This window comes from Rhodococcus sp. 24CO (assembly GCF_050586165.1).
Classification (GTDB): domain Bacteria; phylum Actinomycetota; class Actinomycetes; order Mycobacteriales; family Mycobacteriaceae; genus Rhodococcus_F.
This window is the reverse complement of record NZ_JAZFNF010000001.1, coordinates 631,345-647,794: the sequence shown is the minus strand read 5'-3', so window position 1 is coordinate 647,794 and position 16,450 is coordinate 631,345. Positions and strand designations below refer to the sequence as shown.

Sequence of the window (16,450 nt, the reverse complement as noted above, 5' to 3'; positions counted from 1 at the left end):
AAACGAGATAAAAGGACTACAACGTGCAGATATCCAGCTCCGATGCCTCGCCGGCATTCGCGCTCGGATTGATGGCGTTCTGGCCCACTCGTCGTAGCGCATGCTTCGATCAGGCGTGTTGCTGAGCGGCGATTTCTCGCTGCCTGCACCCCTGACTTTGTCGCTTCTTCGCTCGGAGTCTGTCTTCTCATGTTCAACCTGCTGTTGTTCACACTTGTCGGTGCCGGCGCTCAACTCGTCGACGGCGCACTCGGAATGGCGTTCGGTGTCACCGCAACCACCCTGCTGATGATCGGGGGGCTCGGGCCTGCCCAGGCCAGTGCCGCGGTGCACCTTGCCGAGGTCGGAACCACCCTGGCGTCGGGTCTGTCGCACTGGAAGTTCCAGAACATCGACTGGAAGTTGGTCGCCAAGCTCGGTGTTCCGGGTGCAATCGGCGCTTTCATCGGAGCGACGGTGCTGTCGGGCCTGTCCACCGAAGCAGCGGTCCCGATTACGGCGACGATCCTCCTCGCGATCGGTGTCTATGTAGCGCTGCGTTTCTCGGTCCGACCACCGGCGACCGCACATGCTCGCAGTACACCGCACACTGCTCGGTTCCTCTCGCCGCTGGGCCTGTTCGGAGGATTCATCGACGCCTCCGGCGGCGGCGGTTGGGGTCCTATCACCACCAGCACCCTGCTCTCGCGTGGCAAAACTGCTCCGCGCACGGTGATCGGTTCGGTCAGCGCGTCGGAGTTCCTGGTCGCGTCGGCGGCATCGCTCGGATTCCTCGTGGGCTTGGGCCGCGAGTCGGCCGGAAACCTACTGGTGGTGGCCGGGCTGGCACTCGGCGGAATCATCGCAGCTCCCGCAGCGGCCTGGTTGGTCAGCCGCGTTCCTGCCACCTTGCTCGGTACTGCCGTCGGCGGTGTGATCGTACTGACCAACACACAGAAACTGTTCAAGTCCTACGACATCTCCGGCACTGTGACGGTGCTCGGGTACGTGGCAATTGTCAGTGCCTGGGCCGCGTTGCTGGTCTACGCATGGCAGCGCTCCAAGCTCACCGCAGCCGAAGCCCAAGGCGAGTTTGCGGGTATCGAACTGGCCGTCGAGAAAGAAATCGCCGAGCCGACCGTCACGCCCGAGAAGCGATAAATTCATCTGCCGAAGAAGGCACCTCGTTGGTTCGCTCTGCCTTCGAGCAGATTCCGCCCGAGTCCACCGACAAGCACTCGAGTTTCCGGGCCGCCCGCAATCATGCACGTCGGCGAATACGATCGCGCAGCAGATGTCACCGTGCGTCTGATCGAATTGAGCCGCTACATCACGGAAAGCGATCGGCACGACATCAGTGATCGGCTCTCCACCATGCGAGCGCAATGGGCGATTTCCTTTCAACTGAACGGCCGATTTGCCGAATCGACAGGCCTGGCGCGGATGGCCTACTGGAGCGGGATCGATCTACTTCTGGCCCTCGGCGAAGGAAACAAGGCCGCATCGACGCGATCGAGTGCACTCGCAGAGTTTACGAAAGTCGTTACCCCGGAATCATTTCCGAAGTCCGTGCACATTGTCGTCCGGACCGGTGGGGAACAACGGGTACTCGCACTACTTGCCCTCGGAATGACCTCCGTTGCGATGTCCAGGCAACTTCATGTCTCCGCCAACACGATCAAGTCTCAATTGCGTTCCCTGTACAAGAAACTCGACGCACACAATCGCGACGAGGCGATAGCACAAGCGCATGCATTGCAATTCATCTGAGGTTCATCGAGGCAGTTCTCACGACTGGTTACCCGCTACGCATGCAGAAACGGCACGGTCGCTGCTCCTCCTCGATGTGAAGAGTCGCAACGACCGTGCCTAACTTGTAGAGCTACTGACCGCTTCCGTCGAATGCGTCCAGAATCCGCTGAGCCGCCAGCGCCGCAGTCAACGATCCTTCGCGTACGCTCTGTTCGACATCGGCACGGATCGCGCGAACGCTCTCGTTTGCCGAAAGTCGGCGAAGCAGTTGGTCGTTCACCATCGTCCAGGTCCAGTCGACCTGTTGCTGTCGACGCTTCTCCTCGAACTGGCCCGCTTCGGTGAGCACCTCACGATGCTTGACGACGGTTCCCCAGAACTCGTCCAGGCCAAGACCTTCGAGGCCACTCATCGTGATGACGGGTGGCTTCCAGATGGCGTCGTGTGGGTAGATCAGGCGAAGCGCTCCCGCAAGTTCTCGGGCAGCGCCCTGCGCCTCGCGCTCGTGCTTGCCGTCGGCCTTGTTGACCGCCACCAGATCCGCGAGTTCGAGGACACCCTTCTTGATGCCCTGCAACTGATCTCCGGTACGGGCGAGGGTCAGGAACGTGAAGCAGTCCACCATGTTGGCAACAGTGACTTCGGACTGCCCGACACCCACCGTCTCCACCAGAATGACGTCGAAACCAGCAGCTTCGAGAAGCACGATGGTCTCGCGGGTCGCCTTCGCCACACCACCGAGCGTGCCGGACGTGGGTGACGGCCGGATGTACGCGTTCGGTTCGACAGTGAGCCGAGCCATGCGCGTCTTGTCGCCGAGGATAGAGCCGCCGGTGCGGGTGGACGACGGATCGACCGCCAACACCGCAACCCGATGTCCCTTGCCCAGCAAGTACATTCCGAGCGCGTCGATGAACGTCGATTTGCCGACGCCTGGAACGCCGGTGATGCCGATCCGGTGCGCTCCCCCGGCTTCGGGCAGCAACTTCAGCAGAAGTTGCTGCGCGAGCGCCCGGTGATCGTCGCGAGTGGACTCGACGAGGGTGATCGCCCGGGCGAGGCCGGCGCGCTGATTTGCGCGCACGGCCTCGGCAAGGGAATCAACAGATGGCCTGGCAGCCGGCGTCGGCGTGTCGATGGGCTGTGCCATCTTCAGTCAACCCCTTCTCAGCTGCGATCGTGACCCAGTTGGACGGCCAGCTTCTCCAACAATCCGCTGGCAGCGTCGGCGATGACGGTTCCGGGCGGGAAGATGGCAGCAGCGCCGGCTTCGTAGAGCTCGTCGAAGTCGCCGGGCGGAATGACGCCGCCGACCACGATCATGATGTCGGGGCGACCGGCCGCAGCCAGAGCTTCCCGCAGTGCCGGCACCAAAGTCAGGTGACCGGCTGCCAACGACGACACACCGACTACGTGGACGTCGTTGTCGGCCGCCTGATTGGCGACCTCTTCGGGGGTCTGGAACAGCGGTCCGACGTCGACGTCGAATCCGATGTCCGCGAAGGCCGTGGAGATGACCTTCTGGCCGCGGTCGTGACCGTCCTGGCCCATTTTCGCAACGAGGATACGGGGACGTCGTCCCTCGTCCTCGGCGAACTTCTCGACCAGTTCCATCGCCTTGCTGATGTTGCTCACCGATCCTGCCTCGTCGCGGTACACACCACTGATGGTGCGGATCTCGGCCTGGTGGCGTCCGTACACCTTTTCGAGGGCGTCGGAAATCTCGCCGACGGTTGCCATAGCGCGAGCGGCGACAACAGCGAGGGCGAGGAGATTGTTCTCCATGCCGCCTTCGGTGGATGCTGCGGCGCGAGTGAGGTTCGCGAGTGCGGCCTCGACGGCTTCCGGATCACGTTCTGCGCGAAGACGAACCAGCTTCTCGAGCTGTTCCTTACGCACCTTGGAGTTCTCGACCTTGAGAACCTCGATGGTGTCGACCTCGTCGGGAACGTACTTGTTGACGCCGACGAGCGGCTGCCGGCCGGAGTCGATGCGCGCCTGGGTGCGGGCGGCAGCTTCCTCGATACGCAGCTTCGGGATGCCTTCGTTGATGGCCTGAGCCATTCCGCCGGCTTCCTCGACCTCTTCGATGTGCTTACGTGCCCGGTTGGCGAGCTCGTTGGTCAGCCACTCGACGTAGTACGAGCCGCCCCACGGGTCGATGGGTCGGACCGTTCCGGACTCCTGCTGCAGCAGCAACTGGGTGTTACGGGCGATGCGGGCGGAGAAGTCCGTCGGCAGAGCGATGGCTTCGTCGAGTGCGTTGGTGTGCAGTGACTGCGTGTGTCCCTGGGTGGCAGCCATGGCTTCGACGCAGGTACGCGGAACGTTGTTGAAGACGTCCTGCGCGGTCAGCGACCAGCCCGAGGTCTGCGAGTGGGTACGCAGCGAGAGCGACTTCGCGCTCTTGGGATCGAACTTGGCAACAAGCTCGGCCCACAGGAGGCGTCCGGCGCGAAGCTTGGCAACCTCCATGAAGAAGTTCATGCCGATTGCCCAGAAGAAGGACAGGCGCGGTGCGAACTTGTCGATGTCCATACCGGCGTCGAGGCCGGCGCGGATGTACTCGACGCCGTCCGCGAGGGTGTACGCCAGTTCCAGATCGGCCGTCGCTCCGGCTTCCTGAATGTGGTACCCCGAGATGGAGATGGAGTTGTACTTCGGCATTTCCGCACTCGAGTACGCGAAGATGTCGGAGATGATCCGCATCGAGGGCTTGGGCGGATAGATGTAGGTGTTACGAACCATGAACTCTTTGAGGATGTCGTTCTGGATCGTTCCGGCCAGCTTGTCCGGGGTGACACCCTGCTCGCCCGCCGCAGCGACGTACAGCGCGAGAATCGGCAGCACAGCGCCGTTCATCGTCATCGAGACAGACACCTGCGAGAGGTCGATTCCGTCGAAGAGCTGACGCATGTCGAGAATGGAATCGATTGCGACACCGGCCATTCCGACGTCACCGGCAACGCGAGGATGATCGGAGTCGTAGCCGCGGTGTGTGGCGAGGTCGAAGGCGACCGAGAGGCCCTTCTGACCGGCCGCGAGGTTACGACGGTAGAACGCGTTGGACTCGGCGGCAGTGGAGAAGCCGGCGTACTGGCGAATGGTCCACGGCTGGTTCACGTACATGGTCGGGTACGGACCACGCAGGAACGGAGCAGCACCCGGGAAGCTGTCGAGCGGGTAACCGGACTCGGCGGCGGCCGTACGGTCTGCACCGGTGTACACCGGCTTGACGTCGATGCCTTCCGGAGTCGACCAGACAACCTGCTCGGCGGCGTAGTTGTTGGCGTTGGCACCCTCTTCGATGAGGGCCTGGGTCTGCTCGACCGACGGCGGTGTGGGTGCCGGGGACTGCGGGTCCTCGAGTGGGACCTCGGCGAAACTGCCGATCACGTGCTTGACCTCTCGTGTCGTCACTTGGAGCTTCCCGTCTCGATGAAGTCGAGCAGTTCGGTCAGAGCCGAGACTGCGTCGATGCGGGCTGTGAGGAATCCGTCCGGGCGGGCGTCGCCCGTCGCGTCTGCGACGGCCTTTTCCGGGCCGGCCAAAAGCACCTTGGTGATACCGGCAGCGCGGAGTTCGGCGACGGCTGCGGCGGCGCTCTCGCCGTAACGCTTGTCCGTGCCACACAGCACGGCAACGGTGGCGCCAGATGCCTTGACGGCTGCGGAGATGGCCTCTGCGCCTACCTCGAGCGGGCCGGGGTTGACTGCGTCGATACCGCCCGAAGCGAGAAGGTTCGACGCAAACGTCGTGCGCACGTTGTGCTCTGCCACTGAGCCGAGCGGCGCGAGCAGCGCGGTCGGGCGGGCGCCGCCGGCTGCGAGGAATGCGTCCGAGCGGTCACGAAGTGCCTCGAAGGCAGCTGCGTAGCGGGCCACAGCCTGGCCGGGCTCGACAGCTTCGGCGGACAGCGGTGTTTCACCGAGGTTCGGGAATTCGTTGACACCGGTGACCGTGGTCTTGCGGTGTGCGATGTCGGAGTCACGCTTGGCCTTGGTGGCGGCGATGCGATCGGAGACGATTCCCGCTTCGAGTGCAGCCAGGTATCCGCCGGCTGCTTCGATTTCCTGGAAGAACCCCCAGGCAGTCGCGGCGATCTGCTGCGTCAGGTCTTCGACGTACCAGGAGCCGGCCGACGGATCGAGCACGCGTCCCAGGTGTGACTCCTCGAGGAGAAGCAACTGGGTGTTGCGCGCGATGCGCGAGGAGAAGGACTTGCTGACTCCGAGGGTGCCGTCGGCCAGGGCGACGTCGAACGGGAGCACCGTCACCGCGTCTGCTCCGCCGACGCCGGCGCCGAATGCGGCGAGGGTGGTGCGCAGCATGTTCACCCAGGGATCACGCTGAGCCATCATCGCGGCGGACGTGACCGCGTGCTGGGGCGCTCCACCGAAATCGGAAGCTCCGCAGACCTGCGCGATGCGTGCCCACACCAGGCGAGCGGCACGGAACTTCGCGATGGTCTGGAACTGATCGTCGGTTGCCGAGTAGCGGAAAGCCAACTGCGACAACGCTGCACCGATTGTCAGGCCACTCTCTGCGGTGAGTGCGCGGAGGTATTCGAGTCCGGCAGCAATCGCGGCTCCGAGCTCCTCGGCATCGCCGGCACCGGCGTTGTGGAATGCCGTGCCGTCGACGGTGATCGCGTGCACGGTTTCCGTGCGAGCTGCAGCGAGGGCGGCCAACTCGACGGCTTCGGCCAAGTCGACATCGGCTGCGCCGGAGAACGAACTGGTCAGCGGAGCTGCACCGAGGTGGACTCGGATACTGCTGCGATCGCTGACGCCGTCACCGGCTTCGGCGCGGGCATCGAGCAGTGCCAGGATCGCGCGGGCTGCGGCGCTTGCTTCGACGCCGGCATCGAGGGTGAGCGGAGCGAGATCGAGAAGCACGCCTTCGAGTGCCGCGTTCAGGTCGTCGACGGAGACACCACCGAGTCCGGCTTTGAGCCAGATCGCGCTGACACCGTTCTCGAGTGCATCGAGAACGGTCCGGTTCGTGTCTGCGGCGGATGCGGTTCCGAACTGAGCCGAAACCAACCAGCCCGCATTGACGTCGCGATGAGCGTCGACTCCACGGACGTACGGGAAGCTACCCGGCAGGGCCTGCTCGGGGCGCTCGTCGCGTGGGCTGTAGAGCGGTGCGACAGTGACGCCGTCGTATGTGACGGTTTCGAGCAGTTTCTGTGGCTCGGGGCCTAGTTCTGCTGCGTCGACTCGACGGGACTTGGCGAGCACTCCGGCGACGGAGCGTTGCCACTCCGCATATGCCTGCTCGACAGCCTCGGCTTCTGAAGCTAATGACACTGTGTCCGCTGCCTCTCGTTGTGCGTAAGCGTTATACCTGTTATCGGATCTGTTAATCGAATTGCTCGTTATGGCTGTGATGCTAACCCGCCTCGGGACGTGCTTATCGTGAGGATCACGTCACGTTCGCAGCGAGGGGGTCTGCTAAGGCCGCCCGGCAGGTTGCCTACCGGCCGGTACGCCGCGGATTGGCGCGTAGCCCTGATCCTTACCTAGCGATTGTTCAGCATGTTTACGAATTACCGGCGAGTTGGTTTCACTGGGCGGGACCTACTGCGTCACCCACACCCGAAGGGTAGTGGTTTTCATCACATCACGCTGGTAGGGGCACCCGATTTCCGGACCACGGGGCCGCATACGTCGGGATTCCTCACGCGCACCGGTAGCCTTGTGCCCTGTGATGGGGCGCCTGCTGGACCGAAGATTGATCGCGATTGTCCTGCTGGTGCTCGCGCTCTTCGTGGCGGCACTCCTTGCGCCGCACCCGTCGGTGTCTCAAGTTCGGGAGTGGGCCGATTCCATCGGACCGATGTTTCCGCTCGTGTTCTTTCTTGTTCATTCTCTGGTTACCGTCGCCCCCTTTCCTCGGACGGTTTTCACCCTCAGCGCCGGCGTGCTGTTCGGATCGGCAACAGGTATCGCCCTGACGGTTGGAGCAACCACGGTCAGTGCCATCCTGGCCCTCTATCTTGTCCGCGCTATCGGTCGAGAGGTGGTCTGGCAACGGATATCGAGTCCGACAATCAGGCGAGTGGACGAGCGCATCGAGAAACGCGGATGGCTGGCCGTTGGGTCCCTGCGCTTGATTGCGTTCGTTCCGTTTTCAGTGGTGAACTACTGCTGCGGCATTTCCTCGATCCGCTTGGTGCCGTACGTGATCGCCACAGTCGTGGGGATTATGCCCGGCACGATCGGAATTGTTGTGCTCGGCGATGCCTTGTCCGGCGAAGCCGATCCGCGATTGCTTGTGCTGTCGGGAATCTGCATTGCCATCGGCATCGGCGGGTTGCTGTTCGATGCCCGCAAGACGTCGGTGGAACTGCACCAGCCATCTGATAGTCAACCCCTTGAGGTTGATAGTGAAAAGTCAACTCTCAGAGATTGACATCTAGAAATCAACCTCTTAATGTTGACTCATGTTCGTGCTGACGGTCGACCAACGCAGTAGCCGCCGCGATGTCGACCGTGTCGGCGAAGTCCTTCGAGATCTGGCGTCCGCTCCCCTCGTCCGAGCATTCGAACGAACGGCAGGCGACGAGATTCAAGCGGTCACCGATGATCCCCAAGTTTTGGTGCACCTGGCGCTCGAACTACTGCGGCGCGACTACTGGAGTGTCGGAATCGGAATCGGCCCCGTCGAAGAACCACTCCCAGCCCAGACTCGCGCCGGGCGCGGTCCGGCATTCGAAGCGGCACGCATCGCCGTCGAACGCGCCAAGAAAGCCCCCGCGCGAATCGCCGTCGAGCAGGCCCCTGCCGACGGTGATCTCGCCGAACTCGCCGCGGACATCGACGGTGCCTTCACGATGCTGGGCACGATCGTGCTTCGGCAAACACCCGACGGACGCGCGGCTATCGCGTTGATGGACAACAGCCTCACCCAGGTCGCCGCAGCGGAGCACCTCGGAATCACGAAGCAGGCCATGTCGAAACGCCTGCTCACCGCCGGCTGGCAAGCCGAACTTGCCGGTCGACGACTCGCGCAGCGGCTACTTGTCCGAGTGCAGACCTACACTGCTCGCACCACACACTGACAGGGGCGCATTACATGGTTGTTCTGGCACTGATCGCGCTTGCAGTTGCTGCTGCAGCACCGCTGATTGCGGCTGCGTTGCCAAAACTCAGCGGCGGCCACGTCCAGATTCCCGAATGGGTGTCCGCCACCGTGGCTCTGCCCGCCCTCGGGGTTGCAGCGCTGGCCGCCAGTCGGACCACACCGGTGACGGGATTTGCGCTCGGAGCGACCCTTGTCCTGTGTGTCCTGGCATCCGCAACGGCCGGTGCTCCCGTGGTCTTGGCTACGTTCAAGGTAGCCAGACGCCAACCGGACGGCAGCCCCGCACCCAACGCAGGTCCATTGCGCGGAGGCCGCGTCATCGGAGTCCTCGAGCGCATCGCCGTTGCGGTATCCATCCTGGCTGGTTGGCCGGAAGGAATCGCAATTGTGTTGGCAGTGAAGGGATTGGCCCGGTATCCAGAGCTACGCGAACCCCACGCCTCGGAACAGTTCATCATCGGAACCTTCGCCAGCGTCCTCTGGGCGATTGCTGTCTGTGGAATAGGAAAAGCGCTGATCACGTAGTTCTAGTGATCAGCGCTTTTCGAGTTCATTCCAACGTCAGTGGCGCGGTCCGCCCTCCGGCGGTTGGTCCTGGTATGGGTACTTCTGCTGGAAATCCCCTGGTTCCGGCTCCTGCTGGAACTGTCCGCTCCACTGGCTTTCACCTGGCGCCGGCAGGGCCGGGTCGGTGAACTGCGGGGCGCTCTCGCGCTGTGAGCGAATCGCTGCCGCAGGATCCTCCACTGGCGTCCGGGCCGCGATTTCCGCAGCGCGGACAGCTTCGGCGATAGCCGGATCAGACTTTGTCTCGAACCATTCCGCTACCTCGTCGGAATCATCCTCCGGGCTGGGCAGGTTCTCTTCCGCAGCGGGCGGTTCGTACCGGAACACGCCGTCATCGCCTGGCGCCCCCAGTGTTTTGGCGAACCCCTTGAGCGCGTCGCCGAAATCACTCGGCACCAGCCAAACTTTGTTCGCGTCACCCTGTGCCATCTGAGGCAACGTCTGAAGGTATTGGTACGCAAGAAGTTCCGGCGTCGGCTTACCCGACTTGATGGCAGCAAACACCTTCTCGATGGCCTTGGCTTCACCTTGCGCCTGCAAATACTTGGCAGCGCGATCACCCTGCGCGCGAAGGATCTGCGACTGACGCTCACCCTCGGCGTTGAGAACGGACGCCTGCTTATTGCCTTCAGCCGACAGAATCTGGCTCTGCTTCGCACCCTCGGCGGTCTTGATCGCGGCTTCGCGATGTCCCTCCGCCGTGAGAATCATCGCGCGCTTCTCGCGGTCGGCCTTCATCTGCTTTTCCATCGACTCCTGAATCGACGGCGGCGGATCGATGCTCTTGAGTTCCACTCGCGCGACCCGCAAGCCCCAGCGGCCGGTTGCTTCGTCGAGCACACCGCGCAGCTGACCGTTGATGGAGTCACGCGAGGTCAGCGTCTCTTCCAGCGTCATACCGCCGACGACGTTACGCAGAGTTGTCGTGGTCAACTGCTCGACCGCGGCAATGTAGTTACTGATCTCGTACACCGCAGCTTGCGGATTGGTGACCTGGAAATACACCACGGTATCGATGGACAAGGTCAGGTTGTCCTGCGTGATCACCGGTTGCGGCGGAAAGGACACAACGCGTTCGCGCAGATCTACCTTCGCTCGCACCCGATCCGCAAAGGGGATCAGAAATGTGAGCTGACCCGACACTGTCTTCGAGTACCGGCCGAGACGTTCGATGACCGCGGCTTCCGCCTGCGGTACGAGTGCTACCGATTTCGCAACCACCAAGATCACGAAAAGCACCAACACACCAAGAACTATGAGTGCTGCCATGTTTTTACGGTCCCCTCCAGACAACTGCTGTTGCCCCGTTGATTTCCATCACCGTCACCGTTGTCCCCGCCGGATACACGTCAGCGCTGTCGAGCGGGCGAGCCGTCCATATCTGACCGTCCAGCTTGACCTGACCGGCATGCTCGCCGACCTCTTCGAGAACGACGGCATGTTTACCTTCGAGCGCTTGAATGCCCATCGGAGTGGGCGGCGGAGTCCCGAAGCGTCGCAACAGGAAAGGCCGAACACCGAGAATGAGCACTCCCGAGAACACACCGAACATGATGGCGTCGACCCACACGGGAAAATCGGTGACCGAACTGACACCGGCAGTAGCAAGCGCCCCACCGGCGAGCATCAGCAGAAAGAAATCTCCTGCCAGTGCTTCCGCGCCGGCGAGCACAAGTGCCCCGACAAGCCAAAGAAGTGCAGCCACAACACCATCTAACCAGAGAGTGTGATCTGCGCCGCGCCTACGTCAGGTTCGGCTCGGTGACAAAATCGACAAGTTGTTCGACAGCTCCGATCAGCGGAGCTTCCAGATCCCGGAAGCTCTCCACCGCGTTGTAGACACGTCGCCAACCCTCCTGAGGTGTCCCCCAGCCGAGTTCGCGGCAAATCCCCGTCTTCCAATCCTCACCGCGCGGAATCTTCGGCCAGGCAGCAATTCCGACGGACTTGGGCCTAACCGCTTCCCAGACGTCGATGTACGGATGGCCCGTCACCAACACGTTCGGGCCGAGGCCTTGCGTCAGTTGCGTTTCCTTCGATCCCGTCACCAGGTGATCGACCAGGACACCAACGCGTCGCCCTGGGCCTGGGCCGAACTCCGCGAGTCGCTCCCCCAAATTGTCCAGGCCCTCGAGGTGTTCGACAACAACACCTTCGACGCGCAGGTCATGTCCCCACACCCGTTCCACCAAGGCCGCGTCGTGGACACCCTCCACCCAGATCCGGCTGGGAAGTGCTGTGCGAGCGCGCAATCCTTCAACACGGGTCGAGCCTGACGCAGACCTCGCCGGCTGTGCCGAGGCCGCCTTCGGTGCCGGACGCACCAAGGTCACGGGCGCTCCGTCGATGAGGAATGCAGCCTCACGCATCGCAAACAGTCGCTTCTGCGAGCGGCCGTCCTCGAGCCGGACGAAATCACCGTCGTACGTGCGCTCGAATCCGACGACCGCGCCGCAGAATCCCGTTGCCGCATCCTCGACGACGAGGTCGCGCTCTGCCGCCACCTGGGGCACTTGACGCTTCTGGGTGCGGGCATGGCCCGCGAAGATGTCACCGTATCCGTTTCCACCGCTCACGCCGGATAACGCTAGGTGACAACGCCCAAGGGGCACAGGTTGCCACGCCGAACTAAACTCTTCTGTCATGAGTTCTCCCAGCGCAACGCTCACCGTGTGGGCAGCATCATGGCTCGCCGGCGAGAGCGCACCGGACGACGTCATCGATGCGCTCGTGGCGTGGGCGCCGATGCACTTGATCGGTGCCGCCGACGCGGATACCGCTTCGGCCCTCGGACTCGACTGGCCGGGCATCACCGACGGCGGCGCGCCGACGTTGCTCCGGGTTCTACGGCGCGCCGGGAACATCTCACCGGCCGACTTACGATTGGCGCTACCTGCCCCGGGTGATGTGCGCGGTTTACCCGCAGGTACCGGCTTCGCCGCAGCCGCGTTGGGCGCCGGTGAAGGTGTTCTGGTGGGCGCTCCGGGATCTGCCGGAATCGGACTCGTTCCCGTTCACGAAGGTCCCGACGTGCTGCGCTGGACGGTGTACTCCGTGCCGACCGTGACAGGGCCGGCCGAGTACGTCGGTCTCGGAGAAGCCGAATATGCGATGCGCGAGGCCGTTCGCGACGCCGCCGCGGCACTGCTGTCGCTGCAGACCGTCCCCACCGGCACTCCTGGTGACGATGCCCGGGCCGCAATTGCCGAAGCACTCTCCGACCTGGCGCATCACAGCTACCCCGATTCCCTTGCACCTCGGGCGCTGCGAGTCCTCGACAGCGCCGATCAGGTTGCCGCCATTTTGACTGTGGCCGAGCATGATTCGACCAACCAACCACCAAGCATCGCCGCTGTCCATACCCGAGAATCCTTGTTGCGGCCACTGTGGGCCGCAGTGCGATCCGCCCGAACAGCGGCGGTGGCGAGTGCCTCCTCGCACCACCCGGCGGGCGAGAACTAGTCAGCGAGCCGTCCGCCCATCACAGCTTGAGCACAAATTTTCGACGCTTCTCGGCAAATCCGTTGCGATCACCGAACATATCGCTCTTCATTTCTTCGAGCTCCCGCTGCTCGTAGGGCGCGACCGGATCGAGTTCGAGGCGCGATCGCTTCTTCTCGAGCATCGCTTTCCGTCGATCGCCGACCACAAGATCTGTTGCGATCTTGTTCAGCCACGACTCGAAAAGCATCGGATCGCGAGGCCCGACGGCATCGACAAGTCCGATCTGCCGAGCCTGGCCGATGCTGATGGGTCGGCACTCGGAGAGCAGCCGCCGAGCCTGGTATTCACCGACCCGAGCCGGAAGCGTATAGGTGTGCAATTCCGAGCCGAACAATCCCATCGTGGCGTAGTGCGGATTGAGAACTACACCGGCTCTGGCTGCGACGACGTCGGCGCCGAGCGGGAGCATGACGCCGCCGGCTCCGGCATTTCCGGTGAAGGCGGCAACGATCACCTGATCCACACAATTGACGATCTGGTTCGCGACGGCGTTGATGGCCTTGATGTTCGACCACGCTTCACCGGCCTGATCGGCGGCGGCCTCGATCACGTTGAGGTGAATACCGTTGCTGAATCCGCCGTAATCACCGGTCAACACCAGAACCTTGGTATCAAGTTCGATGGCCCAGCGCAGACGATCGGTTAACCGTCGGCACTGCGCAGTGCTCATCGCGCCGTTGTAGCTGCGGAAGGAGAGGTAGCCGATATCGCCGTCCCGGCGGTAGTGGATACCCGGGTAACGACTGTCTTGCACCTGCGGAACAAAGGTGCCTGGGCGAACCACGGCTGTCGCCGGGAGCTTGAAACCCGTCGGACCTTCAGGGCGCGCTTGCCCGATCCAGACGGTGCCGGCACCGGTGGCAACACGGATTGCCTCGTGGTGATACTCGAGAATTGTGCCGGGGGTGGCGTCGACATGCGCGTCGAGGTGGGCGTCGTAGACAAATACACGGTCGAGTCCCAATTCGGTGTTCACACCGGGAAAACCATCCGCCGCATTGATCGCGCGCACGATGCTCGGCGCGTCCTGTGACCACGAGAACGCGCGATCTGCTTGTTTCATGACCGGCCGTGTCTTCGCGGACGCTACTGGCCGCGGAATCGATTCCGAGGTGAGCGGCACAAAATCCGGAGTTCCGAACTTGTCGACTACCTCCTGGATGCACTCCACCGCTGCGGCGGTAACCGCATCGTTGTACACCGCAGATTTGGGGGCGCCGGCGCACAGGTCGAAGGTTCGCCACGCCCACACCGGTCCACCGTCCAGTTCCTCGCGAGCCTGTAATGCCGTGACGCCCCAGGTGCTCTCGCCATCGGCGATCGCCCAGTCCAGCGAAGAGGGACCTCGATCCCCGGGCGGTCCGGGATGGATGATGATCGTCGTCCATCGTCGCCAAATCTCTTCCGGAATATAAACTTTCAGATACGGGCAGATGATGAGATCGAAGTCGTCAGGTGCCGTAGCCGCGAACGCCGACTCCGCGTCCGACACTACTGCCGTCCGCACTCGATGGCCGGCCTCGCGCAACACCAGCGCCGCCCGCTGCGACAGCCCGTTGTCCGAGGTGACAAGCAGTAGCACTGTGAGCGTCGGCGTCGGCGACTCGCTTGGCTGGTTTCGGGCAAAGAGGCCAGCGGCGACAGTGCGCAATCGTTGCCCACTCACCCACCCGTCACGTTGCCTAGACGTTGCTGGTGGTGACATCACGCCATGTGAGGCGACCGTCAGCGACACAGCTGACGAGATCGCCCTGGGGGTCGAAACCATGAATTCCCCTGCTTGCATAGTCGGGTATCAACGGCGTAGACCAGGCTCCCCCAAGCAGGACCAACGCACCGATAGGTTGAATTAGGTACTTGGGGACCATATACCTACAGTCGGTTTGTTTCAACAGCTACTATCAAGCAAACAGTTTGCTGGAATTGACGTCAGGGGGTTTTGTGGTTGATCGCGATATGCCGGTCGATCCGGATGTGCTCATCCAACGTCGGGTACCGCAAGCCTGTGTCCTGCCCGTACCCCTGACGACGCAGCCACGCCAGAACGTCTCCCCAGAACCAGATGCCACCCGCCACCGAGTTGTAGGGAACCGGGAAGGGCGTCGATGCTTGCCGAACTCCGCGCACCCACTGTCCGACGGCTTGCCGCGTGACACCCGCACGATCTGCGATGTCCTGCCGCGACACCAGATCCGGATGGGTCCGCTCGGGTCGCACACCGGAGCCGACAAGTTGGTCCACCAGAGTGATCGCGGTCGTCGCCGCCCGCATACCTTCCGCGGTGAGAGTCAACAACTGCAGACCTTTTCGCTCCTCCACCCGTCCACCCAGGGACTTGTCGAGCATCTGTTCCTGCGAGAGCGTCAACAAGGGAACGATAAACGTGAATTCGTAACGCTGGTACAGATCATCGGCCACTGCACTAACTTAGCCGCACGCTGCACTGTTTCCAGATGGACACACCCCAAGGCGCGCGATTCCCGCACAATAGTCTGATGATCGACGTCGACGACGCCCAGTTCGAGGACATGGTCAAACGCGCCTTGGACAACTTGCCGCCCAAACTCGGTCGCGAAATGGCCAATGTTGCGGTGACCGTTCAACTCGAAGGTGGCCCACCCGGACTCCTCGGTTTGTACCAGGGAATACCGCTCACGAAGCGGACAACCACTTACGCCGGAGTACTTCCCGACCGCATCACCATCTACCGTCGATCGATCTGCTCTATCTGTTCCACCGAAGACGAGGTTGTCGAGCAGGTACGACGCACAGTGATCCACGAGATCGGTCATCACTTCGGCATCGGCGATCCCCGTTTACGAGAGCTCGGTTGGTGACATCACACTCACCTAGGCCACGAAAACGAGCTAGAGGTTGATAATCGCCGAATAGTCATGTCAGCTGTACCGACACGCCGCAACAACTGAACATCTACAGGAGTTCACATGGTCAACCTGATCCAGATCGCCCCGAAGAACACGCCGACCTTCGCCATGAGCCGTCAGAAGGCCGCCGAACTGCTGGGCATCTCGGTTGACAGCGTTGCCTTCCTCCTCAAGTCCCGGTACCTACCCGATTTGGATGCCGGCCGACTCATCACGATGGCAAACCAGCCGTGGATGTACACAGACGGCGACTATCCGGTCCTGCAGCAGGGCGCCTCCGAGCTTGCCCCCAAGAAGTTGGTCCCGCCGCGCAAGTACATCGGTGAAAGTGCAGGGCACTCCGACGCCGAGTGTGTGGAAGCAAATCAGGGAGTGTGGGCCGGATTCAACGTCGACCATGTTCTGGCCGCTCGTTTCCTGCCGGTCACACTGCGCAAGTTTCCGGTCTCCGTCCTCCAGATCCATGAAGTAAACCGGGGCGACGAAGAGAAGGTGTCGTTTGTCGCAACGCTGGCCGGACGCGTCCGTGAACTAGGTGCGCCGTCGCTCAACTACATCGATCCGTCGCTCAGCGCCGAAGACCAGGCGATCGTCGCCACCCTGCTGACCTCACGAAGCACGTCGACGGTGCCCGGCCCGTGCGGAAAGCTGAAGCAGCCCAACGCATAGCTCGA

The 16,450-nt window shown here is 62.6% G+C and carries 16 protein-coding genes; 8 read left to right on the top strand and 8 right to left on the bottom strand.

Annotated elements, in window-relative coordinates; genetic code table 11:
* The first annotated feature begins 189 nt into the window (after positions 1-189).
* Both V2B23_RS03050 and V2B23_RS03045 read left to right on the top strand, forming a co-directional pair.
* The gene (locus V2B23_RS03050) at positions 190-1,140 is read left to right on the top strand and encodes a sulfite exporter TauE/SafE family protein (RefSeq protein WP_430948957.1); all 951 of its coding nucleotides are present in this window, start codon (positions 190-192) and stop codon (positions 1,138-1,140) included.
* 102 nt (positions 1,141-1,242) lie between these two features.
* Positions 1,243-1,749, top strand: coding sequence for a response regulator transcription factor (locus V2B23_RS03045; RefSeq protein WP_430948956.1), 507 nt, complete (start codon positions 1,243-1,245; stop codon positions 1,747-1,749).
* A gap of 112 nt (positions 1,750-1,861) precedes the next feature.
* Here V2B23_RS03045 and meaB read toward each other — a convergent pair whose 3' ends face one another.
* The 3 genes from meaB to mutA are packed head-to-tail and all read right to left on the bottom strand — an operon-like array spanning position 1,862 to position 7,043.
* Positions 1,862-2,881 (bottom strand): methylmalonyl Co-A mutase-associated GTPase MeaB, encoded by a 1,020-nt coding sequence (meaB, locus tag V2B23_RS03040; protein WP_430948955.1) that lies wholly within the window; start codon positions 2,879-2,881, stop codon positions 1,862-1,864.
* A gap of 17 nt (positions 2,882-2,898) precedes the next feature.
* Positions 2,899-5,151, bottom strand: coding sequence for a methylmalonyl-CoA mutase (gene scpA / locus V2B23_RS03035; RefSeq protein WP_430948954.1), 2,253 nt, complete (start codon positions 5,149-5,151; stop codon positions 2,899-2,901).
* Entirely contained in the window at positions 5,148-7,043 is a 1,896-nt protein-coding gene (gene mutA, locus V2B23_RS03030; protein WP_430948953.1) for a methylmalonyl-CoA mutase small subunit, read from the bottom strand. Before mutA ends, scpA begins: the two co-directional genes overlap by 4 nt.
* A 400-nt stretch (positions 7,044-7,443) precedes the next feature.
* Between mutA and V2B23_RS03025 the strand changes: the two genes are divergently transcribed.
* From V2B23_RS03025 to V2B23_RS03015, 3 genes are read left to right on the top strand one after another with little or no spacing between them, the layout of a single operon-like run.
* Positions 7,444-8,148, top strand: coding sequence for a TVP38/TMEM64 family protein (locus V2B23_RS03025; RefSeq protein WP_430949174.1), 705 nt, complete (start codon positions 7,444-7,446; stop codon positions 8,146-8,148).
* A 31-nt stretch (positions 8,149-8,179) separates the two neighbouring features.
* Positions 8,180-8,797 carry a hypothetical protein gene (locus tag V2B23_RS03020; protein ID WP_430948952.1) on the top strand — a complete coding sequence of 206 codons (618 nt, stop codon included), beginning with the start codon at positions 8,180-8,182 and terminating at the stop codon, positions 8,795-8,797.
* A gap of 14 nt (positions 8,798-8,811) precedes the next feature.
* Complete coding sequence (locus V2B23_RS03015; RefSeq protein WP_430948951.1) at positions 8,812-9,345, top strand: hypothetical protein; 534 nt, start codon at positions 8,812-8,814, stop codon at positions 9,343-9,345.
* A gap of 36 nt (positions 9,346-9,381) precedes the next feature.
* On the opposite strand, the gene V2B23_RS03010 is transcribed toward V2B23_RS03015, so the two are convergent.
* Genes V2B23_RS03010 through V2B23_RS03000 form a run of 3 tightly spaced genes read right to left on the bottom strand, consistent with a single transcriptional unit; the run spans position 9,382 to position 11,963 of the window.
* A complete protein-coding gene (locus V2B23_RS03010; RefSeq protein WP_430948950.1) occupies positions 9,382-10,656 on the bottom strand; it encodes an SPFH domain-containing protein in 1,275 nt (424 codons plus the stop codon).
* A 4-nt stretch (positions 10,657-10,660) separates the two neighbouring features.
* On the bottom strand, positions 10,661-11,092 hold the full coding sequence (locus tag V2B23_RS03005; RefSeq protein ID WP_430948949.1) for an NfeD family protein: 432 nt from the start codon (positions 11,090-11,092) through the stop codon (positions 10,661-10,663).
* A 37-nt stretch (positions 11,093-11,129) separates the two neighbouring features.
* The gene (locus V2B23_RS03000; protein ID WP_430948948.1) at positions 11,130-11,963 is read right to left on the bottom strand and encodes a DUF3097 domain-containing protein; all 834 of its coding nucleotides are present in this window, start codon (positions 11,961-11,963) and stop codon (positions 11,130-11,132) included.
* Positions 11,964-12,030: 67 nt separating this feature from the next.
* Here V2B23_RS03000 and V2B23_RS02995 point away from each other — a divergent pair, with 67 nt between their 5' ends.
* Positions 12,031-12,849, top strand: coding sequence for a hypothetical protein (locus V2B23_RS02995; RefSeq protein ID WP_430948947.1), 819 nt, complete (start codon positions 12,031-12,033; stop codon positions 12,847-12,849).
* 19 nt (positions 12,850-12,868) lie between these two features.
* Here the strand turns inward: V2B23_RS02995 and V2B23_RS02990 are convergent, their stop codons facing one another.
* Positions 12,869-14,557 (bottom strand): enoyl-CoA hydratase-related protein, encoded by a 1,689-nt coding sequence (locus tag V2B23_RS02990; protein ID WP_430948946.1) that lies wholly within the window; start codon positions 14,555-14,557, stop codon positions 12,869-12,871.
* A gap of 263 nt (positions 14,558-14,820) precedes the next feature.
* A complete protein-coding gene (locus V2B23_RS02985) occupies positions 14,821-15,309 on the bottom strand; it encodes a hypothetical protein (RefSeq protein ID WP_430948945.1) in 489 nt (162 codons plus the stop codon).
* Positions 15,310-15,386: 77 nt separating this feature from the next.
* Here V2B23_RS02985 and V2B23_RS02980 point away from each other — a divergent pair, with 77 nt between their 5' ends.
* A complete protein-coding gene (locus V2B23_RS02980) occupies positions 15,387-15,728 on the top strand; it encodes a metallopeptidase family protein (protein WP_430949173.1) in 342 nt (113 codons plus the stop codon).
* Positions 15,729-15,836: 108 nt separating this feature from the next.
* Positions 15,837-16,445, top strand: coding sequence for a transcriptional regulator (locus tag V2B23_RS02975; RefSeq protein WP_430948944.1), 609 nt, complete (start codon positions 15,837-15,839; stop codon positions 16,443-16,445).
* The last annotated feature ends 5 nt before the right edge of the window (positions 16,446-16,450 follow it).

Bases quoted from the DNA above. Each gene is read 5' to 3' on its own strand.
- V2B23_RS03050 (WP_430948957.1), top strand. From the start codon at position 190: ATGTTCAACCTGCTGTTGTTCACACTTGTCGGTGCCGGCGCTCAACTC.
- V2B23_RS03045 (WP_430948956.1), top strand. From the start codon at position 1,243: ATGCACGTCGGCGAATACGATCGCGCAGCAGATGTCACCGTGCGTCTG.
- meaB (WP_430948955.1), bottom strand. From the start codon at position 2,881: ATGGCACAGCCCATCGACACGCCGACGCCGGCTGCCAGGCCATCTGTT.
- V2B23_RS03025 (WP_430949174.1), top strand. From the start codon at position 7,444: ATGGGGCGCCTGCTGGACCGAAGATTGATCGCGATTGTCCTGCTGGTG.
- V2B23_RS03020 (WP_430948952.1), top strand. From the start codon at position 8,180: ATGTTCGTGCTGACGGTCGACCAACGCAGTAGCCGCCGCGATGTCGAC.
- V2B23_RS03015 (WP_430948951.1), top strand. From the start codon at position 8,812: ATGGTTGTTCTGGCACTGATCGCGCTTGCAGTTGCTGCTGCAGCACCG.
- V2B23_RS03010 (WP_430948950.1), bottom strand. From the start codon at position 10,656: ATGGCAGCACTCATAGTTCTTGGTGTGTTGGTGCTTTTCGTGATCTTG.
- V2B23_RS02995 (WP_430948947.1), top strand. From the start codon at position 12,031: ATGAGTTCTCCCAGCGCAACGCTCACCGTGTGGGCAGCATCATGGCTC.
- V2B23_RS02980 (WP_430949173.1), top strand. From the start codon at position 15,387: ATGATCGACGTCGACGACGCCCAGTTCGAGGACATGGTCAAACGCGCC.
- V2B23_RS02975 (WP_430948944.1), top strand. From the start codon at position 15,837: ATGGTCAACCTGATCCAGATCGCCCCGAAGAACACGCCGACCTTCGCC.